The sequence below is a fragment of the Ensifer sp. R1-3 genome, from assembly GCF_056739175.1.
Map to the genome: position 1 here is coordinate 2,119,636 of NZ_CP096515.1, position 26,369 is coordinate 2,146,004.

The following is a 26,369-nucleotide window of genomic DNA, read 5'->3' on the forward strand; positions in this document are numbered from 1 at the left end:
CGAGCTAGCCGCCCTGCATGACGGGCGCGAAGCCGTCGGCGAAGAGACGCAGCATCGCGGCGATGCCGAGATAGAGAAGGAACAGGCCGCCCATGATGAGGTAGGGCTGGGAAATGAAGTAGACCGGTATCTGCGGCGCCAGCTTGTTGACCATCCCGATCGCCACGTTGAACAGCAGGCCGTAGATCACGAAGGGGCTGGCGAGCCGGAGCATGATCATGAAGGTCTGACCGAGCGAATTGGTGAGCGTGATCAGCGTGCCCTGCGGGTCGAAGCCGGCGCCGATCGGCATCACCCGGTAGGACTGCGCGATCGCCTCGAAAATCACGTGGTGGAAATCCAGCATGAAGAGAATCATCAGCCCGGCAAAACCGATCATGCTGGTGAGCTGGTTTTCCGCCGTATCCTCCAGCACGTCCGCCGCCGGCGGCGAGCCGAACCCCATCAGCATGGTGATCGCGGTGCCGGCGAACTGCAGCCCGAGCACGTAGTAGCGCGCGACGAGCCCGATCACCGCGCCGACGGCGGTCTCGGTCGCGACGAGGTAGAGATAGTCGTGACCCTTGCCCGTCACCTGCGGATAGATGTCCGTCCACATGATCGGCAGGATGGCCATGGAGAGCGCCACCGCGATGAACAGCCGTATCTGCATGGGGACGCGCGCGGTCGAGAATCCCGGCATGATCATGACGCAGCCGCCGATCCGGCAGAAGGCCGCAAACAGCGCCAGAACCGTGCCCTCGGGGTCGGTGATCATGAAATCGAGCCGATGATCTTGATCTCGAGTCCCTTGGCGAGCTCGACATGCGAGAGCACGGGCAACGTGGCGAAGAGGCGTTCGATGATCATGCGCACATAAGACCGGGATTCGGGCGAACTTACCAGTACGAAGGGCATGCCGCGGTCGAGATGTTCACGGATTACCTTCGTCGCCTGCTCGCTGAACTCCTCGAGATGGCGCGGGTCGATATCGAACTCGACGATCTCACCCTTGGCGTCGCGCTTGAGCGCCTGGTGGAAGACCATGTCCCATTTGTTCCCAAGCCTCAGCACGCGCAGCACGCCATTGTCGGCGAGATCGCCGCAGAGCTGCTGCGACATGCGCACCCGCACATGTTCGACGATCTGCTCGGTCTTGCGCACATGCGGGGCGAGCTCCGCCACGGCTTCGAGGATCAGATGAAGATTGCGGATCGAGACGCGTTCGGCGAGCAGCAGTTTCAGCACCGCCTGCAGGCCGGAATAGGACATGTGCGAGGTACAGATCTCGTCCGCGAGCTTGCGGTATTCCGGGTCGAGCCGTTCGATCAGCACCTTCACGTCCTTGTAGGAGAGAAGCTGCGGAAGATTGTTGCGGATCACTTCGCTCAAATGCGTCAGCACCACCGATACGTTGTCGATCGGGTGGAAGCCTTCGCGCTTCAGGTCTTCCGTGAACGTCTCGAGGATCGACACCGCCGGCATGCCGAATGCCGGTTCCCGGATGTCGTCGCCAGGCACGCTCGGCCGCCGCCCGCCGCCGGTAACCACCAGCACTTCGCCCACGCGGACCGTGTTGGAGGCGATCGTGGTGCCGTGGATGCGGACATGATAGGCCTTGTCGGGGATGGTGATGTCGTCGGAGACCTTGATCTCCGGAACGACGAGGCCGTATTGGAGGGCGAACTTCCGGCGCATCTTGCCGACGCGGAAGGCAAGCTCCTGATGGGCGCCCAGCAGCCTGGTGGAGACCTGTTTGCCGAGCAGCAGCTCGATCTCCGCGGTCTTCAGCACCGATTTGACCGAATCCTTGTCGCTTTCCTTGCTCTGCTGCGCCTTCGCCGCCTCCTCGTCCCGCTTTGCCGCCTTCTCGGCCTCGATCTGCTTCGGAATGAACCAGGCGAGGAAAGCCATGCCGCCGCCAAGCGCCGCAAAGGGGAGGAAAGGCAGGCCGGGCGTGACGGAGAGCAGGACGATCAGCCCGGAGGCAACCATCAGCGCCCGGGGATAACCGCTGAGCTGGCCGACGACCGCCTGGTCTGTGGAACCGGCGGTGCCGCCGCGCGAGACGAGCAGGCCGGCGGCGAGCGACACGATCAGCGCCGGGATCTGGGAGACGAGACCGTCGCCGACGGAAAGCTTGACGAACACATCGGCCGCCTCGCCGATCTCCATGTCATGCCGCAGATAGCCGATGATGATGCCGCCGAAGACGTTAATCGCGGTGATGATCAGGCCGGCGATCGCATCGCCGCGCACGAATTTGGACGCACCGTCCATGGCGCCGAAGAAGGAGCTCTCCTCCTCCAGCTCGCGGCGGCGGCGCTGCGCTTCCTTCTCGTCGATCAGGCCGGCCGAGAGGTCGGCATCGATCGACATCTGCTTGCCGGGGATCGCATCGAGGGTGAAACGGGCGCCGACTTCGGCGATACGCGTGGCACCCTTGGTGATGACGATGAAGTTCACCGTGATCAGGATCAGGAAGACGATGAGACCGATCACGAAGTCCCCGGACATGACGAGGCTGGCGAAACCGGAGATGACCCCGCCTGCGGCGCCATGGCCCTCATGCCCATGGGAAAGGATGACGCGCGTGGTGGCGATGTTCAGCGCCAGACGGATCATGGTCGAGATCAGCAGAATCGTCGGGAAGGACGAGAAATCGAGCGGCCGCTGGATCCAGAGCGCGACCATCAGGATCAGCACCGAGAACGAAATGGAGAAGGCGAGCCCGAGATCGATCAGGAAGGGGGGAATGGGCAGGAACAGGATCGACAGGATCATCACGATCCCGAGCGCAAAGCCGACGTCCCGGCTCTTGGGTGCAAGTTTCGGGATGGTCAGCGTCGCCTGTTGTGCCATGTCTCTTCCGTCTCTTCATGAGAGGCGGGCAGCGATCATAAGATCCTGCCCAAGGGTATGGCAGAGTCCTAGAGGGCCAAGCTTGCGCGAAGGTGGTATGGGGTAAGCGGGTTGTCGCCGATCTCTAAAACCCGCTCTGTATCCGCGAGAACACGATGTCGGTGAAGATCGATATCTGCGCGCCGACGAAGGGCGCGGAAATGGCGGCGGTGATCATCACCGCGAGAATCTTCGGCACGAATGTCAGCGTCATCTCCTGGACCTGGGTCAGGGCCTGGATGAAGGCGATGCCGACGCCGACCACCATTGCGGCGAGAACGGCAGGGCCCGAGGCCACGATCACTGTCCAGATCGCCGCCTGTACGATGTCGAGGGCATCTGCCTCATTCATGGGAACTCACTTCATTATGACGCCCGGACCGATGACGAGCTCCTTGCCCGTATCGAGCACCGCGATGATTCCATCGGAGTATAGTTTCACCTCCTTGACGACGCCAGTGGTCTTGCCGTCGGCGCTGGTGACGGTCCTGCCGATCACCGCGTCCGCCTCGCTGAGCGCCGTGCGCTGCAGCAGGCTCTCGAGGTTCTTGTTGGTCTTGATCGTCTGCTCCACCTGCGAGAAGGTCGCAAGCTGCGCGATCTGCTGCGTCGCGTCCATCGGCTGCGTCGGATCCTGGTTCTTCATCTGCGCTACGAGCAGCTTGAGGAAGCTCTCGTAGTTGAGCGTCGCCGCGCTGGCGTCGCCCGCCGAGTCCGTGGCGGAAACCGTGGGCGTGTAGCTGTTGGACGTGTTGTTTACGCCGCTTACCGCCATGGCGCGATCTCCTTGCGTATCTGTTCCACCGTCGCAGGCGTCAGTTCCTGCGCGTTGAGTATCTGGTCCTCGATCGGATAAAGCCCCCGGATCGCCTTCAGCGCCTCGAAGGCCCGGCCCTGCGTGACCAGCCCGTCGATGCGCTTGAGTTCCGCCAGCACCTCGTCGTGCTTGAAGCAGTTGAGCAGCATCACGATCGACTTGCGGAACATCGCGGTCGACTGGTCCGCGCCTTCCGGATTGATCAGGATCATCTGGGCGATGAAATAGAGCTGCCGCAGCGGTGTCGTCGCATCTTCGGGCTGCAGGACGTGGTTTTCCAGGAGGAAGGTCACGTCGTTCAGGAATTCGATCGCGACCTTGCGGTCGACGCGCAGCACTGCGCCGTTTACAAAGATCCTTTCGCCCGATTTCAGCGAAATACGCAGTGTGCTCTTCATTTCAGTCCATCCCTGATGATGGTGGTTATGTCGATTATGCCCTGGAAGTTGGAAGACTCGCGTTTGCGGATCTTCTCCGTCTCGTTCAGAATCCAGATTCCGATCGAGATGAGGTTGGCGCGCAGCTCTTCGTTGAGCTGGTTATCCGGCGCGCGCAGATCTTCGATGAAACGGATCCAGAGACGCCGGGTGAAGTAGACCGCTTCGATCGCTTCCCGGGTGTATCCGTCCTTTTCCTTCGCCGCCTGCAAGAGCGCGATGGAACGATCGAGAACCTGCTTCTCCCGATCCTTGGAAACGGCTACGCCTTCCTCCATGATCTCGGCGTATGCAAACTGATACATTCAGACATCCCTCATGCTTGTCCGCATCCTCTAGTCATTAGAGGAAGTCTATCAAACTCAACCGCTGGATCCGCGCCGTCAGTGTGTAGGAGGTCTCTACTTGCGTCAGCAGCGTGTTCATCCGTGTCGAAGCCTCGTAGGTGTCGACGCCTTCGAGATCGGTAATATGTGTGTTGATCAGCTTGATCTGGGCTTGAAGGGAGGTATTCGCCTTTTTCACGCGCGCTTCGGAAATACCGAGAGTGCTGCGCTCCGCCGTGATCTGCGTATTGGCCTGCTCGACATAGCCGAGCGCGGCCTCGCCGATATAGGCACGGACCTCGGAGCTGACATTTTCGTCCATCAGTTCCAGCGCGATCACGCTGGCGAGAGCGAATTTCCGGAAGCCTTCCGTCGTCGCATTGGTGGAGCTCTGCACCACTTCCGTCGTGCTGATGCGGCTCGTCATGTTCTGGCTCGATGCCTTGGACCAATCGGCAGCCCATTGCGCATCGCTTGCATAAAGCGGCTCGAGCGTGTTGGTGATGAAGTCCTCCATCTCCGCCTTCGTGAAATCGCTCATGGAGGCAATGCCGTTCGCCGACATGTAGGTGGCGAGCGCGGTGTCGAAGGTCGACTTCGCCGCAGCATTATAGTCCTCGAGGGGTCTCACATCGGTGTTGATGCCGGCGAAGAGAAATTCGCCGTTGAAGGACAGGTTCGCCGCCGACGAAAAGGCCGACATGGCGCTCTGTATTTCGGTCTTCTGGATCGCGAGCTGATCGGCGGCATCATTGCCCTTGAAGGTGACGAGGGTGTTGCGCACCTGCTGCGCCGCTTCGGCCATCGCGGAGAGGGCAGATTGCGAGGCGGCAAGCCGCTGGGTGACGACGGAATTGGTATCGACGAGCGTACCGAGCCGCGCGAGCTCGCGCTGCAGGCTCACGGACCGCGCCGCCGAGGAACCGAGCGCCAGCCCGACATCGGCGTGGCGGCCGGTCGTCACCTCCGTCTGCAGCTTCAGAAGTTCAGCCTGCCCCTGCTGGATGGTCAGCCGCATGGCGTTCTGAACGGCCAGGTTCGAAACGAAGGACGTCTTCATGATTACCTCACGGCTTCGAGAAGCGACGCCATCATGGCGTCGACGGTGCTGATCAACTTGGCCGAGGCCTTGTAGGACTGCTCCAGGTCGAGAAGCAGCGACAGTTCCTCGTCGATGCTCACCCCGGTCACGCTGCCGAGCGCCTCCTGCGTGCGCGCCAGCAACGCCGCCTTGTTGTCATCGGCCGTGGAGGCGCCGCTGCGTATCTGCTCGAACCAGCCGATGGAAGACGCGGCGAATTCCATGATCGAGCTCGTGGCGTCGAGCCCGGTCGCGCCGTCGAACGCCATGTCGCCGTCCATCGCAGTGACGAAACCGTCGAGCAGGACCGTATAACCGGCATTGCCGTCCGGGTTCGAAACGACGCCGTTGAAGCCGCCGTCGCGCAGGAGGAAGGGATTGGCCTTCGCCGCGGGATTGACCGAAAGGCTCGCGGCGAGCCCCGGCTGGACGGCGCCGGCGGCCGGTACGGTTCCGCCCGACCAGGTGAAGAGTCCCGGCAGGCCGCCTTCCTTGAACAGGGTGACGAGGCCGCGCGCCATCTCGTCGAGCTGCGACTGGAACGTCGGAGCGATGTCGTCGCGCAGCTGAAGCAGGCCTGCGAGCTTGCCCTGGGCACTGGTATCGGCGCCGCTGCCGGCAGCGAGCGGCACGCCGTCGATGAATATGCCGTTGCCGGTGACCGTAGCATCGTAAGCGCTCTTCGGCGCAAACGTGACTTCTCTCGGAAGCGTCTCGAAGAGAACGGTGCCGCCCGAGGTGTAGATGACGGTATCGTTGTTTGCCCGCGTGACGGTGGAGATACCGACAAGCTCCGATACCTGCTTCAGGATCTTGTCGCGATCGTCGAGCGCAGCGGTCGCGTCCGTTCCGGCAGCCGTCGCCTGTCTGACGGCATTGTTCGCCGTCTCGAACTGCGCGAGAAGGCGGTTCAGATTGGCGACCTCCTCGGCGATTTTCTTGTCCGAGTCGAGACGAAGGTCCTGAACGGCGGCCGACGTCTTGCTGATCGAGTTGGCAAGATCCGATGCATCCGACACCACGGTGGCGGCGATCGTCGCATTGCCGGGCGTCGACGCGAAAGTCTGCAGGCTGTTGCGGAAGGCCGAGAGATAGGTGGAGGGCGACGACTCGTAGTCATTGCCGCCGAGCGCCGATTTCATGATCTCAAGCCCGGACAGGAGGCTGCTCTGCGCGGAGGACTGCGAGATGCCGATCAGGTTCTGCTTGAGGAGCGCCTCGTTCTGCGCCCGATAGATCGATACGACCTGGGCGCCGCCCGGGGTGGTCCCGAGCATCGCCATGCGGCGCGAGTAGTCCGCATTGCCGGAATTGGCAATGTTCTTCGAGACCGTGGCGGTTTGTTGCGCCGTGGTGCTGAACGCGGATTGCGCAATGGCGATTGCAGAAGACAGCGACATGCCGGGGACCGTTTTCTCAGAGCACTCCCGGGAAGAGCCCGTAATGGGCCTTACGTCCGGAAGTGCGTAGTTTCGAAGTTGGAATTACCGCTTCAGATTGACGAGAACTTCGAGCAGTTCCGAACCGGTCTGGAAGACCTTGGAGTTTGCCGTGTAGTTGCGCTGCGACTCGATCATCGCCGTCAGTTCCTCGGCGATATCGACATTCGAGCTTTCGAGCGCGCCGGAGAGGATTTCGCCGAAATCGCCCGAGCCGGCGAAGCCGGTGATGATGACGCCGGAGTCGACGCCCTGCGAATAGACGTTACCGGATTCCGGCTTCAGCTTGTCCGGGCTCTGGACATTGGCGAGCGCGATGCGATAGCGCGGATCGAGCTTGCCGTTCTCGTATTTGACATAGACGATGCCGTCGGAGTCGATCTGGTAACCGGCAACCTTGCTCGGCGCATTGCCGTCGATATTGCCGCCGTCGGCATTGAAGGCGTAGCCGAGCTGCGTCGTCTTCGTCAGATCGATAGTGAGGGCCGAGAGGTTCGCGCCGGTGCCGGGAAGGGCCGTCATCGCCGATGTCGTCAATGTGGCAGGGGTCGCGGTAAGGGATCCGTCCGCGTTGAAATTCAGCGTCTGTGTACCGAGGACCGTTGACGACGTCCGGTCGACCACCTCGACGGACCACGCATTCGCGCCAGTTTTCTCGTAGTTGAAATCCAGAATGCGGGTATTGCCCTGGCTGTCATAGACGACGAGCGAAGTGGTGGAAACATCGCCCACGGCAGCACCCGAGGGCAGGTTCGCGCCCATGGAGCCCTTGGTCGAACCGGTCGCGATAAGCCCATCCGAAGCGAGATTGACCCTGGTCAGGCCATCGAAACCGTTGACGACGACCGTCGGGTCGACGCCGGCCTCGTATTCGTAGCCCATCAGCGTGAAGCCGGCGGCATTGACCAGATTGCCTTCGCTGTCCGGAACGAAGGAGCCGGCGCGGGTCAGATATTCCTGGCCATTGGCGCCTTCGACGATGAAGAAGCCGCCGCCGTCGATCGCCAGGTCGCTGGCCGAGGTGGTGAAGGTCGTCGCGCCCTGCTGCGAGATGCTGTAGCGCACCTCCGTCTGCACGCCGCCGGAATTATAGGATCCGTTGCCCGACGGCAGGATCATCGATGAGAATTCCGTCGATGCGCGCTTGTAGCCCGTGGTGTTGGCGTTCGCGATATTCTCGGCGACTGTGCTGAGCCGGTTGGACTGGGCGTTCATGCCGGACACGCCCGTTCTCATGGTACCGTAGAGACTCATATCGGATCCTCATTTCCTTGTTGCGGCGACACTAGAGACCGGGCCTTGCGTGAACCTGTCTTGAGCTATCCTCGCCCTGCCCTTCAGCGCTCAATTCCAGTCGATGCAGTAGCCAAGGAAACGCTTGGAATCGATCGGGTCGAAGCCGAGCTTCTTGCGCAGTTTCTTGCGCAGCTTGCTGATGTGGCTTTCGACGACATTCTCTTCGACGTCCTCGTCGAAGATGCCGTAGATCGCGTTGAATATCTGCGACTTGGACACCCGGCGCCCGCGGTTGGCGACGAGATATTCGAGAATACGTCGTTCGCGACGGGGAAGCGCGAAGACTTCGCCGTTGATCTCGGGATCGCGCCCGTCGGCAAAAACGCGGATGGGACCGATATCCGTGAAGTTGGCGATGGCCGTCAAACGCCGGCGGATCGCTGCGACGCGTGCGAGGATTTCCCTCGGATGCACCGGCTTGCGGACCACGTCGTCGACACCGCAGTCGAAGAGCGCAAGCGTGTTTTCCAGCGACGGCGTGTCGCTCATGGCGATGACCGGGGCACGGGAGCGATCCCGGATCGCGCGCGGCAGGGTCAAAGTGCTCTCCCCCTGCCCGATCAGGAAGGCTTCGACAGCGTCGATATCGGAATCGGCGGCGGAGCTTACCCACTCGCCGAACTCCCTCGGATCGAAGCCCGTCGAGGGAATGCCCTCGCGGCCGAACAGGGACGCGTAGCCGTCCTTCACAAGAGCTCTATCATCAACCACCACGATCATTCGCCCGCCTCCGAATCAGTATGGATGCCACATTGATACAGAGGTACGAATCCCGGGAATCGGGAACAACTAGAGGAAGTTAATGGGGGATTTTAATAGTTGATTAAGAATTGCGTGCCGATTTGGCCTATATCTAGTAGGTGATCGTTAACCTTACCACTAACATGATGTTGAAAAGTTAACGCGAGATGCTGAAATCGCTTGCGATCACAATCTGTCCGCATTGTCGCCACAATGAGGCAGCCGCTGCGGTAATGCAACCGCAAGTCGGTCATCGGCAAAACTGCTGCGCGTTCGGCGTCCACTTGCCATAGCCGGTCGCGACCAGGTTTGCGATGACGCGGCAGACGTATTTCTTCTGCGCCGGATCATTGTTGGGGCCGGCGTGATAGCGAGCGACCGCCATCGTCCAACTCTCGTGCCGGGCGCGCAGATCGGACAGGAAGCGGGCCGCATATTCGACATTCCTGCGCGGGTCGAGCATCTCCTCGGGAGAGCTGAAATGTTCGCCGTGAAAGTGGTAGTTGATCTGCATGCAGCCGAGATCGATGAGCTTGGCGCCCTCGGCACGCGCCGCGCCGAAACGCGTGAGGACATCCTGGACGCTTTGCCCGAAATAGGCCTTGCCTTCGATGTTCATCGCATAGGGCTGCAGGGATCCCTTTCGGCCCGTCTCGGTCAATCCGACGGAATAGAGAATCCCGGTCGGGACGCCGTATTTGGAGGCGGCGGATGCGATCTCGCGTTCGCAGACGCCTGCGCTCGCAAGGGCGCTACATGTAGACGTGGCCAGCGCGAGAACGCTCGGCACCGTCAGGCACATCGTCCGTAGCATCATTGCCCGCCCACCTTTCCGTCGCCGCCCGGCCGCCATCCCGCGGCTGACGCCCCTGGCCATCATCACCTGCCCGCTCGCGGCCCTCGTAACCGAGCTGTGCCTGAGCCTGGGACTGTCCGCCGCCGCCACTTGCGGAATCTCCGCCGCCGTTGAAGACGATGTTCACCTGGTCGACCGCAAATCCTTGCGCCCGCAGGGCCTTCACCATTTCGCTCTGATCGTCGCGCAACTGGCGGAAGGCCTCACCGGTTTCGACCTTCAGATCGACCTGCAGCTCGTCGTCCTTCAGCCTCAGCGTCGCCGTCACCATGCCGAGGTCGACCGGGTGCATCTGGATCTTCAGCGTATTGAGCGTCTTGCCGGCCTGGCTCCAGGCTTCGGGCTTCGTCGTCGCGGCGCTCGACTGCAATGCCTCGGCCCATCCGCTATCGCCGGCGATCGCGGTCGTCACCGACGTGGCGTTCTCGTTGACCGCAAGGCCGAGATAGCGGCGCGCCTCCAGGACGGTCACGGTCTCCACTCCGGGTTTGACCGACGATCGGCTGTTCTCCACGACGGCCCGCTCGCCATCCCGGGAAATGCTCATGGAAACGGCCTGCCCCTTACCGTCGGCACGGGCGAAGCGGAAAAACCGATCCGGCTCGCTGTCGCCGGTCACCTCCCCGGCCTGCAGATGCTCGCCGTCCGCCACGTCCGGAGATATGCCGCCTACAGCCTTTGCCGGACCGTCGGAGCCGTCTCGAACCGCCGAGGCGGGCTTTGCCCTGCCTTCCGGCTGCGAAGCCGCAGCCACCGCCGGTGCGGCGCCTGTAAGCATCGACAGGAGATCGGAGACGGTCCCGCCGACAGGCTCGGCATTCTCGTCACCTTCCGTCGCCGTCATACCCGACGCTTCGTCTATGGCGTCGCGCAAGGCATGCACTGCTTCGCGCGAGTGGGCTGCCGCCGGTTCCACCGGCTCGGCCGTTTCCTCGCCTGCATCATCGCGGCCGAGCGACAGAGGCGTCGTGCCGGCAGGGTGGCCGTGCTGCAATCGTTTCGCCGCCTGGTCCCGCGTAATGATCGCGCGCTCGGAGGCGGGTCGAGCGTCGGGCGATGCAGCATCCGCCATGGATGCCGGAACGTCCGCGCCAAAGCCGTCGACCTTCGGCACCGCCGAGGCGTTGGCGACGGGCTCACTTCGCGCTTCGCCCGCAGATGTCTGGCCGCCTTGCCCCTGCGTCCTGCGGCGGCCTGCATCGGCGATCGCCTCGCCAAACGCTCCGGGCTCGGCCTCCGGCTGACCCCGAACGCTCAGCGCCTGTGCCGGCCTGCTTGCGGCGGGCGCGCGCAAACTCTCGTCAAGAGGCCTCATTGTCCTTCCCCCTTCAGCAGCGCATCGATCTCATCGATCTTCGAACGACCGCTGGCAAGAAAGCCGTCGAAAGCCGGATCGCCTGGAGCGGCGGCATCGGCTTCGGCCGTCATCTCGGATGTCCTGCCGGGCGACTCCTCGACCGGCTGGCCGAATGGGCTCATGCCGCTTCCGCTTTCCTCCGCAGCCAACTCGCTTTGCTCCCCGGCTGGTCTTTCCGCTATAGGCGCGGGTGCTTGCGCCGGGCTTTCTCCCAATGGTGGCCGGACCACCGCATCGGCAACGGCCTTGGCCGCCTCGCGCAGAGCGCGGTCGCGCGGCGACAGCTTTTCGTCGGGGATCGCTTCGAGGGCTTCGGCGGCCGAGAAGACATCCGCGGACGGCACGGCCGCCAGCCCCTCGTAGAAGCTCGCAAGCACCTGCGATCGGGAACTGTCATCCCCCGCCAGTTCCTCGGCGCGCCTGGACGCCAGCCGCGCCAGGGCCTGGTTGCCGGCAATCGCGGCGCGGCGCGCCACCCTGAGATAGACCTCGCGCTGGCGCGCGCTGTCCATGAAGGAGAGTATCTCCGAGACGCGCCCATCGGCCGCCTCGTCGAAATGGGCGACCGCCAGCTCGACGAAGACATCGGCAAACTGGCTTGCATAGGGTGACGTCAGGTATCGCCGCGCATAGTTCAGCGCATAGCGAAAGCCCTTTTCCGGAAGGCCGGCCTGCGCCGCCAGCGAGACCGAACGGCGAAGGGCAGCCTCCTCGATTATGGTGCCCGGCGCCGTCAGGCGCGCCCAATCGTAATGTTTCATCGCCTCGATCGGATCCTGCTGCGACATGGCGTTGCCGAGGATCAGGAACAGATACGGACCGATGCGGGAATTCTTGTATTCCGGGGCGGCCTTGGTGAGATTCTCGACGATCAGAGGGCCCTTGCCGTTCAGATATTGCCTGAGCGCATCGGTTACCCGGGAATCGAAATTGCCCTCGATGTCGCGGTCGGCCAACAGGTCGAGCGTCGCCGGATTGCCGCCGCTCATGACATAGACGAGAGCCGCGTCGACATTGCGCGGATCGCGAAACGCCGAAGGACCGGCGGCTCTCAGCCGCTCGTCGATCGCGCCGAGCATGAAGCGCTGCATCTCGATCGCCGAATGGTCGCCGAGCACCACCGAATCCTGCACATATTGCAGCGACCTTATCATCTTGTAGGGCGTGAGCTCCTCCGTCCCGTTCGCGCGGGCAAGGCCAAGCGCGAGGGGAGCGGCAAGTGCCGACGCCGCAAGGAGGGTGCAGAGCCGCTTCAGCATTTCTCAGCCCTGGCCCGACTGCAGCAGGATTTCGATCCGTCGGTTCGCAGGCGCATAGGCATCGTTCGGCACCTGGAGCCGGCGGTCGGCAAAACCGCTGATCTGCTTCACGCGCTCTTCATCCAGGCCGCCGCGCACGAGCATGTAATAGGCGCTCTGGGCGCGTGCCGCCGAAAGGCGCCAATTGTCGTAGGTGCCATCCTTGAACGGCCGCCCGTCGGTATGGCCGCGAACCGCCACGGCGCCCGGGCGCTCGGCGAGCAGCCTGCCGATCTTCTCCATCGCGAGCACCAGCTCCTTTTGCGGCACGGCGGAGCCGACCGCGAACATCGGCGCATCCGTCTGCTCGCTGATCGTCACCAGCAGTCCGCCCTCGGCCGGGGTTACCGCCAGGCCTTCAAGGAGCCGCCCGGCCTCGCCGCCGAGCTCCTTTTCGATTTCGGCCTTAAGGGCTTCGGCTTCTTTCTGCGGATTTTCAGCCGGCGCTTGGTTCTCGGGTGCATCCGCGGCCTTTGCGCCCTCTGCCTTATCCGGCACGTTAGGCGCGGAAGCCGCTTCGCGGGCGCTGTTTGCCGCTGACGCCACATCGCTTTCGGCCGTGTTGCCTGCGTCCTTCACCTCCACCTGCTTGGTCCAGAAGTCCGGGTCGAAGGGATCGCGATAGGCTTCGCCGCCGGCGGCGCCGGTTGAAGGCCCGGACTGGGCCGCGCCGCCGTCGCCCTTGACGCTGATATTCGCCTCGTGACCCACTTCGCGGGCGATTTCGGACAGGACCGAGTAGGGATTTTCGAAGAAGTCGGCGTCGGAATATTTGGTCTCTTCGCCCGAGGTCGCCGTCAGCTGATCGCCGGTCTTGGCCGAACCGCCCGACTTCGTCTGTTCGCCGTCGACCTTGGAGCGCTGCTGCGTCTGTTCGCCCTGCGCATCCTTGGCAGGATCCTTGAGGCCCTTCTCGGCCGGCTTCTGATCGGTCAACTGCACCGGATTGAAATAGGCGGCGATCGCCGCCTTGGTCTCCTCGTTCGCGGCGTTGATCAGCCACATGACGAGGAAGAAGGCCATCATCGCCGTCATGAAGTCGGCATAGGCGATCTTCCACCCGCCGCCGTGATGGCCGTCGTGGTTGTCTGCCGAACGCCGGACGATGATGATTTCGTTCTTGCCGTTGTGATTGCTCTCGTCGTTCATGCCAGAACCTTGCGAACAGTATCGGACCACGCGGCCATTCGCGTCACCAGTATCGCCTCGCCTATTTCGACGGTCAGGTCGACGTCACCGCTTTCGACGTGACGGAACGCGGCCGTTTCGGGCAAGAGGGCTTTCAATGCTTCGAAAAGCGCAAGCGGCCCCCGCACCGTAATCGCGATCCCTTCGCCGGCAGCGAGGCCGTGCCGGACCATGCCGGCCAGGTTCTCGACCGCGCGCTTGGCGAGCGCCTCGTCCATGACCGGAGCAAGGACGCGCGCCGCCTGGTCGCCGAGCGCGAGCGCCAGCCGATCCGCCATTTCGCCGAAACCGGCGGCGATCCTGGCGGCTGCCTGTTCCTCGAGGCGCTGCTTCAGGGCCTCGGTCTCTTCTGCATGGCGCGCCTTGAGATCGGCGATCTCTTTCTGATGCTCGAGAGCGAGTTCGGCGCTGGCCTCGGCACGTCCCTGCGCAAAGGCTTCGCGGCGCTCGGCGTCGATATCGATCTCGGGCATGGCCGGCCTCGCACCGGCACGGTTCTCCGAAAGGCCGGTGTCGAGGTCCGGAAAATATCTCGGCGGTACCCGCGCGAGCTCGATCCTGGGCGGGCTGAAGTCCTTGAGATAGCGGGACAGCGACGCGCTCATCGGCACGCCTCCTGCCCGCACGTCACCAGCGTCGATGCTCCACGCCTTACCGGCAGAGGCTGCCCCAGCACCCGAAAATCCATAGAGCCTGACACGTCTTAAATGTCTCCTTCGGCCCCTCGCCCGAGACAGCGACAGGACCGGCATTCTCGATGTGCAACGGTTCGCCAAAAGCGGAGCCCACCGATGCAAGCGGCAGCCAAAACCCTCTTGGCCGGCAGTCGGACTACAGCACCGCGCGTCCCATCAGACGCGCAAAGGTCGCTGCTTGAATGACTGCGGAAGGGAGGCTATCCGGTCAAACTTGTGCGAAAATGAAGGTGTTGGACCGCGCCAGGGCAACAGCGCGGTCCAACCGGCTTCCGCCATGCCGATGACCGGCGGCGCGGCGGAAGGAAGGTTTGAAATCAGGTTTGGGGTGGGGCGTATTCAAGACCCCTCCCCGACCCCTCCCCACAGGGGGGAGGGGCAGGAGTGTGCCGCGCCGCGTCCGGTTCATTCACCCTCTCTTCCAGCAGTAGCGCGGCGAGAAGAGACGAGGGAGCGGCAGGTTAAGCCCCTCCCCCTTGTGGGGAGGGGTTGGGGAGGGGTGTTGTCCTCTCCCTCACGCGCCCAAACCTTCCCTTATTCCTGGAACAGGCGGAGGATGTTCTCGGAGGTGGTGTTGGCGATCGACAGTGACTGGATGCCGAGCTGCTGCTGCGTCTGCAGCGCCTTCAGCCGTGTCGATTCCTCGTTCATGTCGGCATCGACGAGACGCCCGACGCCCTTGTCGATCACATCCATCAGATTGGCGACGAAGCTTTCCTGCATCTCGATGCGGCTGGTGATCGCGCCGAGCGTGGCGGCGGAGTCGGTCAGCTGGCTGATGAGCTCGTCGACGACGCTGATCATGTCGCCCAGCTGCGCGGCGGTCGTTGCGTTGTCGATCTCGATCTCGGTCGCGCCCCCGGGAGCTGCGCCTGCATCGATGAGATAGTAATTGCGGGCCGTGCCGGTCGGCGTGGACTGAAGCGCATCCGCATTCACCGCCTTGGTTAGCATGCCGCGGCTTGGATCGGTGACGTCGATCAGAACGGACTTGGCGGTGTCGTAATTGAGCGTCGACACGGTAACGCTGCCGTCGGCGCTGCGGTTGAAGGAGGCGACGATCGATTTGGTGCCCAGTGCTGCAGAAGCACCGTTATAGAGCCAGTTCTCGCCGGAGAAGGAGGCCGACTGCGCGGCCGAGTTCAACTGGCTCTTGAGCTCGGCCACTTCCTTGTTGATCTTATCCTTGTCGACGCCCGGCTCGCTTGCCGCGACGAGCTTGGCCTTGATCTCGGTCATCACGTCGATGACCGTATCCATCGCCGAATAGAACGTATCGACCTTGGCTGCTCCGAGGCCCAAGGCGTCGTGAACCGTCGACAACGCGGCATTGTCCGACCGCATCGTGGTTGCGATGGACCAATAGGCGGCATTGTCGGCCGCGGTTTCCACGCGAAAGCCGGAGGAGATGCGGCCCTGAGTCGTCTCGAGATTATGGTTGATCGCGCGCAATGTCTGCAACGCCGCCATGGCGGCGGGGTTGGTCATGATGCTGGTCATTGGTGGTCACCCTGGGGCGCTATGCTGCCCTGGTTGGGGAAATCGGACCATTCCGGAAAGCCGGCAACGACGGTGAGGCGTCATGCGCGCTGACACCTTTTTGCCCTGGGTGACAGACCGCCGTTCTTAACGAACCATTAACGGAAATGGTTAAGAAAAAGTTAACAACGTTAACGGATCGGTAATGAAGGTGAAGAATTCGTTTAAAGCCGTCAGCCTGGCACAAGGTCGGCACCAAAACGAAAACCCGCAGCCCCTTCCAGGACCGCGGGTTTTTCTCCTTCAGAGCGGGACGAAGCCGCCCCCTAGCCGGGGCGCCGCTTACTGACGGAAGAGCTGGAGGATGTTTTCCGAATTGGTGTTGGCGATCGACAGCGACTGGATGGCAAGCTGCTGCTGTGTCTGCAGTGCCTTGAGCCTGGTCGATTCTTCGTTCATGTCGGCGTCGACAAGGCGGCCGATGCCCGAGTCGATCGAGTCGGTGAGCTTCGATACGAACTCTTCCTGCATGCCGATGCGCATGGAAATCGAGCCCAGCGCCGATGTGGCGCTGATCAGATCCTCGAGCGCTTCGTCGACGCCCCTGATCAGCGCGTCGAGGTTTGCTGCCTGCGCGGCGTTGGTGATGTCGATATTCTCGATCGAGGCAGGTGCAGGTACGCTGGCAGCCGGGCCGGCGGTTGTGTCTACGGCCCAGGAATCGGCGGTGATGGGAGCTGCAGCGGTCGTCACGGCAGCGACTTCCTGACCCGGTGCACCGGATGATGCAACCGCTTCGACCCAAACGCCCTCAACCTTTACATAGTTCACACCTCCGGCAAGGGCGTAGTTGCCCTGGAATACCGCGCCGCCGGCGATGAGGTCATCAACGGTGTAGGCCGCCACCGTATGCTCGGATACGACGCCGCCGGTGTTGATCGAAAGCGTGACGCTTGACTCGGAGACATCATAAACCTTGTCCAGAATCCCGTTGTTGCCAACGGTATCGAAGAGGACGGAGTTGCCGTCGAGAACATAGTCGATCGTCTTTACGGACACGACGCCCGAGGAATCGCGGACGAAAGAACCGACAACGCTCTTCGTGACGGGCGCAGTTAGATCCGCCTGGAGCCAGTTCTCGCCACTGAAGGAAGCGGCCGTTGCAATGCTCGTCAGCTGTTGCTTGAGCTGTTCGATCTCTTCCTGAATCTTGGCCTTATCGACACCATCTTCGGTGGCAGCGACGAGCTTGGCGCGAATTTCCTTCACCACCTCGACGGCATTCTCCATCCCGGCATAGGCCGTGTCGACCTTGGCCGCACCGAGACCCAGGGCATCCTGAACGGCGGAAAGCGCCATGTTGTCCGATCGCATCGTGGTGGCGATCGACCAGTAGGCAGCGTTATCCGAAGCCGTGCCGACGCGGAGGCCCGAGGACACGCGAGCCTGCGTTTCCTCCATGTTGGAGTCGATACCGCGCAGGGTCTGGAGTGCAGCCATCGCTGCAACATTGGTGAGAATGCTGGTCATTACGGGCCCCTTTGAATGGCTAGTTGGAAAGGGACATCCCGGCTGCCCCGGGGGAACGAACGCGAGGCATCATGCCGTTAACCCCTTCTTCGTCTTGGTTAACCGTTCGTTGCGTTGAGCCCAATTAGCGCAGTTATGGTTAACAAAGGTTAAACGGCTATTCGCCGAGGGAACGAGGAAAGGGGCCACACTTGATGAGCGCGGCCCCTTTGAAGGTTCGAACAGGGTGGCAGTCGCTCAATTCGCGACCACCTTTCCGAGTCTGATTAGCGGAAGAGCGTGAGGACGTTTTCCGAAGCCGAGTTAGCGATCGACAGCGACTGGATGGCGAGCTGCTGCTGAGTCTGCAGGGCCTTCAGGCGGGTCGATTCTTCGTTCATGTCCGCGTCGACGAGACGGCCGACACCCGAGTCGATCGAGTCCGAGAGCTTGTTGACGAAATCGCTCTGCAGGTCAATGCGCATGGCGATCGAGCCGAGGTCGGCGGCCGCGCTCGTCATGTCCGTCAACGCGGCGTCGACACCGCTGATCAGGGCATCGAGCGCAGCTGCACCCATTCCGACGATGTTGATTCCGGCAACGGACTGCCCGGCCGAAACGTTGGTGGCAGGGGCGTTGCCGACATCGACAACCCAGCTGTTTGCAGTGATGGTACCAGCTGCCGTCGTGGTGGCGGCAAGCTCCTGACCGGTGGCACCGGTTGCGGCCGTTTCAGCCCGAACCCAGACGTTGTCGACCTTGACGTAGCTGTTACCGCCCTGAAGAGCGTAGTTGCCCTGGAATTCCGCGCCGGCCTGGGTAAGCGATTCCAGCGAATAGGCAGCAACCGTGTGCTGGGATGCGACACCGTTCGTGTTGATCGTCAGCGTGACGCTTGCCTGCGAGACGTTGTAGACCTTGTCCAGGATGCCGGTGTTACCCACCGTATCAAACAGAACCGAGTTGGTGTTGAGGCTGTAGTCGACCTTCTTCACGGACACGGCGCCGCTTGCGTCACGGACGAACGAGCCGACCACGCTCTTGGTGACGGCGCCGCCGCTGAGGTCCGCCTGCAGCCAGTTTTCGCCCGAGAACGAAGCGGCCTCGGAAATGCTCGTCAGCTGATCCTTGAGCTGATCGATTTCTTCCTGGATCTTGGCCTTGTCGACGCCGTCTTCGGTAGCGGCAACGAGTTTTTTCTTGATTTCCTTCACGACTTCGATGGCCGATTCCATACCGGAATAGGCGGTATCAACCTTGGCAGCGCCGAGGCCGAGGGCGTCCTGTACGGCCGAAAGGGCCATGTTATCGGAGCGCATGGTGGTCGCGATCGACCAGTAGGCGGCGTTGTCAGCGGCCTGGCCGACGCGCAGACCGGAGGAGACATGCGCCTGCGTCTCTTCCATGTTGGAGCCGATGGTGCGCAGGGTCTGGAGAGCGGCCATTGCCGCAATGTTAGTGAGAATGCTCGTCATGGTTTAGTGCCCCTTGATGGCTGATGAGAAGGGACATTCCGGTTCCACCGGCGAAAGACGGTCAACGTCATGCTTGCTAACCAGCTGTTATTGCTGAAGTTAGCCCGTCCTTTCGATGGGTCTAGATAATCTCAGGTTGGTTAATGAAGCACTAAGCGCGAGAGAGATCTTGCGTAAATTTTTCAACCCATGCGCGTGCGCGCGTGCCATAGCATGTTTAAGAAATGGTGAAGCACGACTTCGCGACGAGACAATGCAAAAAACCGCGCTCGATCTCCGGGCGCGGTTCGAAGGAAGCGGATGCAGGCAAAAGCTTGCCTGCATCCGGCTATTGCATATCTTCTTAGCGGAAGAGCGACAGGACGTTCTGCGAGTCCGAGTTGGCGATCGACAGGGCCTGGATGGCGAGCTGCTGCTGGGTCTGCAGGGCCTTGAGGCGGGTCGACTCCTCGTTCATGTCCGCGTCGACGAGACGGCCGACGCCCGACTCGATCGAGTCCGAGAGCTTGTTGACGAATTCGCTCTGCAGGTCGATGCGCGAGGAGATGGAGCCGAGCGAGGCGGCAGCGCTGGTCATGTCTGTCAAAGCGGCGTCGACACCGCTGATCAGGGCATCGAGCGCAGCTGCACCCATTCCGACGATGTTGATGTTCGCGACCGACTGGCCGGCCGAAACGTTGGCGGCAGGAGCGTTGCCGACATCGACGACCCAGCTGTCTGCAGTGATGGTACCAGCTGCCGTCGTGGTGGCGGCGATTTCTTGACCGGTGGCGCCGGTTGCAGCGGTCTCAGCCCGAACCCAGACGTTTTCGACCTTGACGTAGCTGTTACCGCCCTGAAGAGCATAGTTGCCCTGGAACTCCGCACCGGCTTCGGTGAGGGACTCCAGCGAATAGGCAGCAACCGTATGCTGCGATTCGACGCCGTTGGTGTTGACCGTCAGCGTGACGCTTGCCTGCGAGACGTTGTAGACCTTGTCCAGAATGCCGGTATCGCCGACCGTGTCGAAGAGAACCGAGTTGGCGTTGAGGCTGTAATCGACCTTCTTGACGGCTACGGAACCGCTTGCGTCACGGACGAACGAGCCGACGACGCTCTTGGTGACGGCGCCGCCGCTGAGGTCCGCCTGCAGCCAGTTCTCACCGGAGAAGGAAGCCGCGTCGGCGATGCTCGTCAGTTGGTCCTTGAGCTGAGTGATTTCTTCTTGGATCTTGGCCTTGTCGACGCCGTCTTCGGTGGCGGCAACGAGCTTGGCCTTGATTTCCTTCACGACTTCGATCGCCGATTCCATACCGGAATAGGCGGTGTCGACCTTGGCAGCACCGAGGCCGAGCGCGTCCTGGACTGCGGAGAGAGCCTGGTTGTCGGAGCGCATGGTGGTCGCGATCGACCAGTAAGCGGCGTTGTCGGAGGCCGAACCGACGCGAAGGCCGGAGGAGATGCGGCTCTGCGTGTCTTCCATGCTGGAAGAGATCGAGCGCAGCGTCGAAAGCGCGGCCATTGCGGAGTTGTTGGTGAGAATGCTGGTCATATTCGTTTGTCCCTACGAAATACTGATTGGGGGGACATACCGGACTGAAAATCGCTACCGGTCCCGACGGTCCGGCATCATGCCACTCGGCTCCGCTCAACTCGTGATGGATACCAAACCCGTCGTGTGAGGACGAAATTCGCAGCCATTCATTGCCAAGTGTTTAACCGGAGAAGGGCGTGCCCGGTCCCGGCGAAGGTGTGGTTAATCGCCTGTGAAATCCTATGCTTAACGGATTCTTGCCGGACCGCCGTGCCTGGCGGCGGGGCCTCAGATAAAGGAGCGCACGAGGCTGCCGACCAGCAGGTTCCAGCCGTCGATCAGCACGAAGAACAGGATCTTGAAGGGCAGCGAAATCGCCGTCGGGGGAAGCATCATCATGCCCATCGCCATGGTGATGGTCGCGACGATCAGGTCGATCACGAGGAAGGGCAGCATGATCAGGAAGCCGATCTCGAAGCCGCGGCGGATCTCCGAGATCATGAAGGCCGGCACGACGGCGCGCAGGTCCACCTTTTCGTCGACGACGACGGTCTGGCCCTTCTCCCGGGCGATGTCGATGAAGAGCTGCAGGTCCTTGTCGCGGGTATTGGCCAGCATGAACTCGCGGAAAGGCTCCGACATCCGCTGCATCGCATCCGTCTCGGAGATCTCGTTCTTCAGGAGCGGATCGATGCCGTCGCGCCAGGCGCGGTCGAAGGTCGGCGCCATGACGTAGAAGGTCATGAAGAGCGCGAGCGACACCATGATCATGTTGGAGGGCGTCGTCGCCAGTCCCATCCCTGAGCGCAGGATCGCAAAGGCGATGACGAAGCGCGGGAAGCTCGTCACCATGATCAGGATACCCGGGGCCACCGAAAGAACGGTCAGGAGGCCGAAGGTGCGGATGATCCACGAGGCGACGGAGCCGTCGACCGGTGTATTCAGGATATCGGCGGGGAAGCTCTGAGCCCCGGCAATTCCCGACATCGCCATCATGGCGATTATGAAGGTGGCAAACCGGAGCATCAGCGAATCATTGGATGACGAAGGTGCGGAACATCACATTCGTTACGCGGCCCTCGGAGCGCAGGTCAACCCGCTCCTGGATGTCATCCCGGAGATATTGGAAGCCGCGCGGGCCTTGAATCTGCTGCAGCGACACGGTCTTCAGATAGGCTGCAATGTCCTGGTGTATCGTTTCCGCCAGCGCAACGTCGGGAGCGCCATCGAACTGGAGCGCGACCTCGAGGCGAACCCAGTTTTCGGCCGGATAGGCCAGGTTCGTCGTAATGGGATCGAGCTGCACGATGCCGTGTGCCACCTCTGACATTTTCGGTATGTCCGCCTCGCCGGTGGCGTTCGCAGGCAGTTCGGCCGCGGCTTCCGTCTTCTCCGCCGGCGGCGGTGCCAGGAGCATGCCGGCGAGCCAGCCGCCGCCGCCGGCAACGAGGGTCAGCACCGCCACGGCGGCGATGGTCATCAGCCGCGAGGGGGCGTTCGCTTCTTTGCTCTCGATTTCTTCCATCGTGCTTCCGGCCGGTCAGAGGGGCGAGACGAGATCGACGATCTGCTGACCCCACGGCGGCTGCTGGACCTCCGTCAGGCGGCCGCGGCCGCCATAGGAGATGCGCGCCTCGGCGATGCGGTCGTAGGAGATGACGTTGTCGGCATCCACGTCGCGCGGCCGGACGATGCCTGCGACATTGAGGATGCGCAGCTCGTGGTTGACGCGCACTTCCTGCGAGCCGCTGATCAGCAGGTTGCCGTTTTCGAGGACGCCGGTCACGACCGCGGCGACCAGCAGCCTGAGCTTCTCCGAACGCTCGGTCTTGCCGTCGCCTTCCGTCTTGGTGTTTGAGCCGTATTCGAGATCGCCCGACCAGGCGAAGTCGCTCGTCTGGGACTGTCCGCTTGCGCCGAGATTGAAGCCGCTCGAATTCTTGCGGCTGCGGTCCGTCTCGTTTTCGAAAGAGGCCTTGTCGTCGATACGGATGTCGACCGTCAGGATGTCGCCGATATTGATCGCCCGCGCATCCTTGAAGAGGGCCGCCTGCTGGTCGTTCCAAAGCGAGTACCCGTTCGTGACGTGGCGCGGCTGCTTCGGATACATGGCAAGCTGGGGCGTCTGCGTATATTGCAGGCCGCTGCCGATCGGGCTCATGGCCGGCGCCCGCCCGATCTCGTTGAAGGCCTGGTTCTGGCAACCCGCCAGGAGCCCTGCGGCCAGTACGGCCGTGATGCGCGTTCTCATGATGGCTCCTTGGAGGTATTGGGATCGCTCGCGCTCGAAATGATGTTGGTCAGCACCGCTGCCCTTTCGTCGCTCATTTCGCTCAGGATCAGCGACGACTGGCGCGGCGGCAGGCGCATGACGATTGCGGCCGCGATCTCCGGACGCACCATCTCGAGTTTGCCGGCGGCGGCATCCGGCTTCATCGTCTTGTAGATGTCGACAAGGCCAAGCTCCGCCTGTTTGAGGAAATCGTTGCGGCGCTTAAGCCAGTCCTCGTATTCCGCCCGGCGCGTCTCCAGCGTCGCGATCCGCTCATCGACATTCGCTCTCAGCTTCTCCAGGTCCTGGCGCTGCAGAACGTAGCGCTGGTCGCGCGCGGCGTCGGCGATATTGGTGCAGAACTTTTCGATTTCGCTCGCCGTCGCGCTGTCGGCCGGCGGCGCCGTGACGTCCTGCGCGAATGCACCGGGCATCGAAAGCAGGAGCGCGGCGGCGACCGGGCCCAGGAGAACGCGGCGCGCCTTGCCGAAAAGACGATCGAAGTTTCCGGTCATTGCAGAACAAGCTCCGCCTGTAGGGCTCCCGCCGATTTGATGCTCTGGAGGATCGCGATGATCCCGTCCGGCTTGACGCCGATGCTGTTCAGGCCCGCGACGAGCGAACGCAGGCTCGAGCCGTTGAGGATGGCGACCGTGCCGCCGTCGGCCTGCGCTTCGATCGTGGTATTGGGCTCGTAGGCCGTCTCGCCGCGCGAGAAGGGTTCCGGCTGGACGATCGTCGGCGTCTCGCTGACCTGCACCGTCAGCGTGCCGTAGCTGACGGCCACTTCGGCGACGCGGACGTCCTGGCCGATGACGATCGTACCGGTGCGTTCGTTGATGACGACCCGGGCCGGCGCGTCGGTCTCGATCACCAGGTTTTCCACGTCCGCCATCAGGCGCGCGAGATCCGCCATCTTCGGCTTCTGGACCAGGACGGACTGCGAGTCCAAGGCTTCGGCGATCCGGCCGCCAAATTGCGCCGCGGCATATCTGTTGATCGCCGCGGCCATGCCGACGGCGGTCGAAAAGTCCGGATTGCGCAGCTGCAGCACCAGGTTGAAGCCGTCCTTGAACTTCGACGGCAGTTCCCGCTCGATGATGGCGCCGTTCGGAACACGTCCCGCCGTGGTCACGCCCTGGCTCAATTGGGCGGCTTCACCTTGCGCGTTGAAACCGCTGACGACCACCGAGCCCTGCGCCACGGCATAGATCTGGCCGTCGGCACCTGAAAGCGAGGTCATGACCAGCGTACCGCCGCGCAGCGACGTCGCATCGCCCAGCGAACCGACGGTCACGTCGAGCCGGCTGCCTGGGCTCGCGAAAGGAGGCAGCGTGGCGGTGACGAGCACCGCCGCGACGTTGCGCGTGCGCGAATCCCCGCCCTGCGTGGAAATGCCGAGGTTCTGCAGCATGGCGCGGATCGACTGATCCGTGAACGGAGAAGAGCGCAGGCTGTCACCGGTGCCCTGCAGGCCGACGACCAGGCCGTAACCGATGAGCTGGTTGTCCCTGCCCGACTGCAGGGACGCGACGTCCTTGATCCGCGAGGCCGCATAGGCGGAAGTCAAGGTCGCGGCGAAGACCACCGCGAGGGTCAGCAGCCACTTGCATGCATTGATCTTCATTTCGCCACCACATGGATCGTGCTGTCCGCCATCACCGTCCCGGAGACGATCACGCCGGTATCGACGTTGCGCACGCGGATCAGGTCGCCGACCGCGGCATCCTGCAGCGGCGAGCCGGCGGCCGTTATCGTCAGACCGCCATTGTTGAAGACGAGGCGAACGGTGGAGCCGCGTTCGACCGCATATTGCTCGCGCAGCGCCGAGGCCAGGATGACCCGCCCGGGAAGAAGGGTCCGCTTGGTCACCATGCCGTCGACCTCGTCGATCGAGCGCACATAGCCGTCGCGCAGGTCCGGGTTGGTCACGTCGACCACCTCCAGCATGCTCGCATCGAGCTTTTCGCCGGGATAGATCGTCTGCTTCGGAATGACGGCCGTCGGCGGCTCGGCAAGGGCTGCTGCCGGCAAAAGCAGGCAACTCGCCATGGCCGCATACAGAACGGCACGTGCCGGCTGAGCGCGGCCGCCTGCAACTGCTTTTCCTCCGGGGGATCGGCGAAACATCATGTTTGCCTCCTCTTCCTGTTACCTCAGGTTCTTGCTCACCGTGGCGGCCATTTCGTCCGCGGCCTGGATGATCTTCGAATTCATCTCATAGGCACGCTGGGCCGAGATGAGGTCGGTAATCTCCTTGACCGGATCGACGTTCGAGGATTCCAGGTAATTCTGCTTGACCTGCGCAAAGCCCGGATCGGCCGGCGTGCCGACGATCGGATCCCCGGAGGCCGGCGTCTGACGGAACAGGTTCTCGCCCATCGGCTCGAGACCCGCCTCGTTGACGAAGTTCGCGATCGTCAGCTGGCCGATTTCCTGCAGTTCCGTATCGTTGCCGATCCGCACCATCACCTGGCCCGACGAGGTGAAGACGATCTCGGTCGCGTCCTGCGGCACGGTGACGCCCGGAACCACGGTATAGCCGTCGATGGTCACGAGCTGGCCCGTGGCATTGGTGTTGAAAGCCCCCGAGCGGGTGTAGACCGTCTCGCCATCCGGCGTCTCGATCTGAAACCAGCCGCGGCCGACAAGCGCCAGGTCGTAGTCGTTGCCGGTGTTGACGAGGCTGCCCTGGATATGAAGGTTGCGCACGGCGGAGGTCTGGACGCCCAAGCCGATGATCGCGCCTTCAGGCACGATCGCCTGGTTGGAGCGGTTCGGGACGCCCTGCGCCCGCTCGGTCTGGTAGAGCAGGTCCGAAAATTCTGCGCGCGCCCGCTTGTAGCCGGTCGTGTTGATGTTCGCGATGTTGTTCGCGATGACTTCGAGATTCAATTGCTGGGCGTTCATGCCCGTGGCGGCGATGGAAAGGGCTTTCATGTCTCTTTTCCTCAGATCTGCATGCGCGCGATTTCGAGATAGGCGGTGACCACCTTGTCGCGGATGGCGATTGCGGTCTGGAGAGACTGCTCGGCGCTCATGACGGCATCGACGACTTCGCGGGTGTTCGCCTCTCCGCGGATCGCCTGCAGCGAAGTGCCCTCCGCCGACTTCATCGAGCGGATGGCGTCCGTGGTCATGTTGCCGAGGACTTCGGCGAAGCTCCCCGCCTGTGGCGCGGCCGTGCCGGCGCCCGGCATGACGAGCGAGGCGGAAGAGGCCGGGCCGGCACCTTCGGTCTCCCTGATGGTGGAAAACGCGCCGACGGACTGAATTGCATCGATCATTATTGCGAAGCCCTCAACAGGTCGATTGTCTGGGAGATGAGATCGCGAGACTGCTTGATGGTCTGCAGATTGGCCTCGTAGGCACGGTTGGCCTCGCGCATGTCCGCCATCTCGATGAGGATGTTGACGTTCGGCAATTTCACCATGCCTTTCTCGTCGGCGGCCGGATTGCCCGGGTCGAACTCGATGTTGAAATCCGAATCGTCGGTGCCGAGGCGTTCGACCTCGACGAGGGACGCACCGCTTGCCCGGTCGACCTCCGCGGCGAAGCTGATCGTCTTGCGGCGGAAAGGATCGGCGCCGGGGGCGTCGCCGGTCGAGCGGGCATTGGCGATGTTTTCCGAGACGATGCGCAAACGCGTCGATTCCGCCTGCAGACCGGAGGCGGAAACTTTCAGTGCCGAGGTCAATGGATCCATGGTC

28 protein-coding genes are annotated in these 26,369 nt (G+C 62.6%); all 28 read right to left on the reverse strand.

Translation table 11 applies throughout. From position 1 onward, the window contains the following. Positions 1 to 4: 4 nt before the first annotated feature. The 28 genes from fliR to flgC all read right to left on the reverse strand — a co-directional run bounded on the left by fliR (position 5) and on the right by flgC (position 26,365). On the reverse strand, positions 5 to 757 hold the full coding sequence (fliR, locus tag M1D43_RS10220; protein ID WP_003529853.1) for a flagellar biosynthetic protein FliR: 753 nt from the start codon (positions 755 to 757) through the stop codon (positions 5 to 7). Further along, positions 754 to 2,841, reverse strand: coding sequence for a flagellar biosynthesis protein FlhA (flhA, locus tag M1D43_RS10225; protein ID WP_014526612.1), 2,088 nt, complete (start codon positions 2,839 to 2,841; stop codon positions 754 to 756). Before flhA ends, fliR begins: the two co-directional genes overlap by 4 nt. A gap of 124 nt (positions 2,842 to 2,965) precedes the next feature. Continuing rightward, positions 2,966 to 3,232 (reverse strand): flagellar biosynthetic protein FliQ, encoded by a 267-nt coding sequence (locus M1D43_RS10230; RefSeq protein ID WP_003529857.1) that lies wholly within the window; start codon positions 3,230 to 3,232, stop codon positions 2,966 to 2,968. 6 nt (positions 3,233 to 3,238) lie between these two features. Further along, positions 3,239 to 3,655, reverse strand: coding sequence for a flagellar hook assembly protein FlgD (gene flgD, locus M1D43_RS10235; RefSeq protein WP_003529859.1), 417 nt, complete (start codon positions 3,653 to 3,655; stop codon positions 3,239 to 3,241). Beyond that, on the reverse strand, positions 3,646 to 4,095 hold the full coding sequence (gene flbT / locus M1D43_RS10240; protein ID WP_003529861.1) for a flagellar biosynthesis repressor FlbT: 450 nt from the start codon (positions 4,093 to 4,095) through the stop codon (positions 3,646 to 3,648). The genes flgD and flbT overlap by 10 nt, the downstream gene beginning before the upstream one ends. Further along, complete coding sequence (gene flaF / locus M1D43_RS10245) at positions 4,092 to 4,439, reverse strand: flagellar biosynthesis regulator FlaF (RefSeq protein ID WP_003529863.1); 348 nt, start codon at positions 4,437 to 4,439, stop codon at positions 4,092 to 4,094. The genes flbT and flaF overlap by 4 nt, the downstream gene beginning before the upstream one ends. Before the next feature lie 37 nt (positions 4,440 to 4,476). Then, on the reverse strand, positions 4,477 to 5,520 hold the full coding sequence (locus tag M1D43_RS10250) for a flagellar hook-associated family protein (protein WP_153313106.1): 1,044 nt from the start codon (positions 5,518 to 5,520) through the stop codon (positions 4,477 to 4,479). 2 nt (positions 5,521 to 5,522) lie between these two features. Beyond that, complete coding sequence (gene flgK, locus M1D43_RS10255; RefSeq protein ID WP_127540887.1) at positions 5,523 to 6,941, reverse strand: flagellar hook-associated protein FlgK; 1,419 nt, start codon at positions 6,939 to 6,941, stop codon at positions 5,523 to 5,525. Positions 6,942 to 7,025: 84 nt separating this feature from the next. Further along, positions 7,026 to 8,234, reverse strand: a complete 1,209-nt coding sequence (locus M1D43_RS10260) for a flagellar hook protein FlgE (RefSeq protein WP_153313105.1) — start codon at positions 8,232 to 8,234, stop codon at positions 7,026 to 7,028. A 90-nt stretch (positions 8,235 to 8,324) separates the two neighbouring features. Beyond that, the gene (gene rem, locus M1D43_RS10265; RefSeq protein ID WP_003529872.1) at positions 8,325 to 8,996 is read right to left on the reverse strand and encodes a transcriptional activator Rem; all 672 of its coding nucleotides are present in this window, start codon (positions 8,994 to 8,996) and stop codon (positions 8,325 to 8,327) included. Between the two features lie 271 nt (positions 8,997 to 9,267). Next, positions 9,268 to 9,819: a transglycosylase SLT domain-containing protein gene (locus M1D43_RS10270; protein ID WP_192923389.1), complete on the reverse strand. Its 552-nt coding sequence runs from the start codon at positions 9,817 to 9,819 to the stop codon at positions 9,268 to 9,270. Then, the gene (fliK, locus tag M1D43_RS10275; RefSeq protein ID WP_153313103.1) at positions 9,770 to 11,188 is read right to left on the reverse strand and encodes a flagellar hook-length control protein FliK; all 1,419 of its coding nucleotides are present in this window, start codon (positions 11,186 to 11,188) and stop codon (positions 9,770 to 9,772) included. The genes M1D43_RS10270 and fliK overlap by 50 nt, the downstream gene beginning before the upstream one ends. Further along, complete coding sequence (gene motC, locus M1D43_RS10280) at positions 11,185 to 12,489, reverse strand: chemotaxis protein MotC (protein WP_153313102.1); 1,305 nt, start codon at positions 12,487 to 12,489, stop codon at positions 11,185 to 11,187. Before motC ends, fliK begins: the two co-directional genes overlap by 4 nt. A gap of 3 nt (positions 12,490 to 12,492) precedes the next feature. Beyond that, a complete protein-coding gene (locus M1D43_RS10285) occupies positions 12,493 to 13,677 on the reverse strand; it encodes a flagellar motor protein MotB (protein WP_127595443.1) in 1,185 nt (394 codons plus the stop codon). Then, positions 13,674 to 14,321: a hypothetical protein gene (locus M1D43_RS10290; RefSeq protein ID WP_153313101.1), complete on the reverse strand. Its 648-nt coding sequence runs from the start codon at positions 14,319 to 14,321 to the stop codon at positions 13,674 to 13,676. Before M1D43_RS10290 ends, M1D43_RS10285 begins: the two co-directional genes overlap by 4 nt. A 624-nt stretch (positions 14,322 to 14,945) precedes the next feature. After that, on the reverse strand, positions 14,946 to 15,911 hold the full coding sequence (locus M1D43_RS10295) for a flagellin N-terminal helical domain-containing protein (protein WP_127595449.1): 966 nt from the start codon (positions 15,909 to 15,911) through the stop codon (positions 14,946 to 14,948). A 321-nt stretch (positions 15,912 to 16,232) separates the two neighbouring features. Continuing rightward, positions 16,233 to 17,420 carry a flagellin N-terminal helical domain-containing protein gene (locus tag M1D43_RS10300; RefSeq protein ID WP_003529883.1) on the reverse strand — a complete coding sequence of 396 codons (1,188 nt, stop codon included), beginning with the start codon at positions 17,418 to 17,420 and terminating at the stop codon, positions 16,233 to 16,235. 266 nt (positions 17,421 to 17,686) lie between these two features. Further along, a complete protein-coding gene (locus M1D43_RS10305; protein ID WP_127595452.1) occupies positions 17,687 to 18,874 on the reverse strand; it encodes a flagellin N-terminal helical domain-containing protein in 1,188 nt (395 codons plus the stop codon). A gap of 343 nt (positions 18,875 to 19,217) precedes the next feature. Further along, positions 19,218 to 20,405 (reverse strand): flagellin N-terminal helical domain-containing protein, encoded by a 1,188-nt coding sequence (locus tag M1D43_RS10310; RefSeq protein ID WP_003529885.1) that lies wholly within the window; start codon positions 20,403 to 20,405, stop codon positions 19,218 to 19,220. A gap of 270 nt (positions 20,406 to 20,675) precedes the next feature. Beyond that, on the reverse strand, positions 20,676 to 21,413 hold the full coding sequence (gene fliP, locus M1D43_RS10315; protein WP_003529886.1) for a flagellar type III secretion system pore protein FliP: 738 nt from the start codon (positions 21,411 to 21,413) through the stop codon (positions 20,676 to 20,678). 7 nt (positions 21,414 to 21,420) lie between these two features. After that, positions 21,421 to 21,912: a flagellar basal body-associated FliL family protein gene (locus M1D43_RS10320; protein WP_127595455.1), complete on the reverse strand. Its 492-nt coding sequence runs from the start codon at positions 21,910 to 21,912 to the stop codon at positions 21,421 to 21,423. A 15-nt stretch (positions 21,913 to 21,927) separates the two neighbouring features. After that, positions 21,928 to 22,638 carry a flagellar basal body L-ring protein FlgH gene (gene flgH / locus M1D43_RS10325; RefSeq protein ID WP_013844034.1) on the reverse strand — a complete coding sequence of 237 codons (711 nt, stop codon included), beginning with the start codon at positions 22,636 to 22,638 and terminating at the stop codon, positions 21,928 to 21,930. Beyond that, positions 22,635 to 23,174, reverse strand: coding sequence for a MotE family protein (locus tag M1D43_RS10330; RefSeq protein ID WP_010968733.1), 540 nt, complete (start codon positions 23,172 to 23,174; stop codon positions 22,635 to 22,637). Before M1D43_RS10330 ends, flgH begins: the two co-directional genes overlap by 4 nt. After that, a complete protein-coding gene (locus M1D43_RS10335) occupies positions 23,171 to 24,286 on the reverse strand; it encodes a flagellar basal body P-ring protein FlgI (RefSeq protein ID WP_127542034.1) in 1,116 nt (371 codons plus the stop codon). The genes M1D43_RS10330 and M1D43_RS10335 overlap by 4 nt, the downstream gene beginning before the upstream one ends. After that, the gene (flgA, locus tag M1D43_RS10340; protein WP_164819097.1) at positions 24,283 to 24,792 is read right to left on the reverse strand and encodes a flagellar basal body P-ring formation chaperone FlgA; all 510 of its coding nucleotides are present in this window, start codon (positions 24,790 to 24,792) and stop codon (positions 24,283 to 24,285) included. The genes M1D43_RS10335 and flgA overlap by 4 nt, the downstream gene beginning before the upstream one ends. An 18-nt stretch (positions 24,793 to 24,810) precedes the next feature. Then, positions 24,811 to 25,599 carry a flagellar basal-body rod protein FlgG gene (gene flgG / locus M1D43_RS10345; protein WP_003529896.1) on the reverse strand — a complete coding sequence of 263 codons (789 nt, stop codon included), beginning with the start codon at positions 25,597 to 25,599 and terminating at the stop codon, positions 24,811 to 24,813. An 11-nt stretch (positions 25,600 to 25,610) separates the two neighbouring features. Beyond that, positions 25,611 to 25,946 (reverse strand): flagellar hook-basal body complex protein FliE, encoded by a 336-nt coding sequence (gene fliE / locus M1D43_RS10350; protein ID WP_003529899.1) that lies wholly within the window; start codon positions 25,944 to 25,946, stop codon positions 25,611 to 25,613. Continuing rightward, positions 25,946 to 26,365: a flagellar basal body rod protein FlgC gene (flgC, locus tag M1D43_RS10355; RefSeq protein WP_003529902.1), complete on the reverse strand. Its 420-nt coding sequence runs from the start codon at positions 26,363 to 26,365 to the stop codon at positions 25,946 to 25,948. The genes fliE and flgC overlap by 1 nt, the downstream gene beginning before the upstream one ends. Between the last annotated feature and the right edge of the window lie 4 nt (positions 26,366 to 26,369).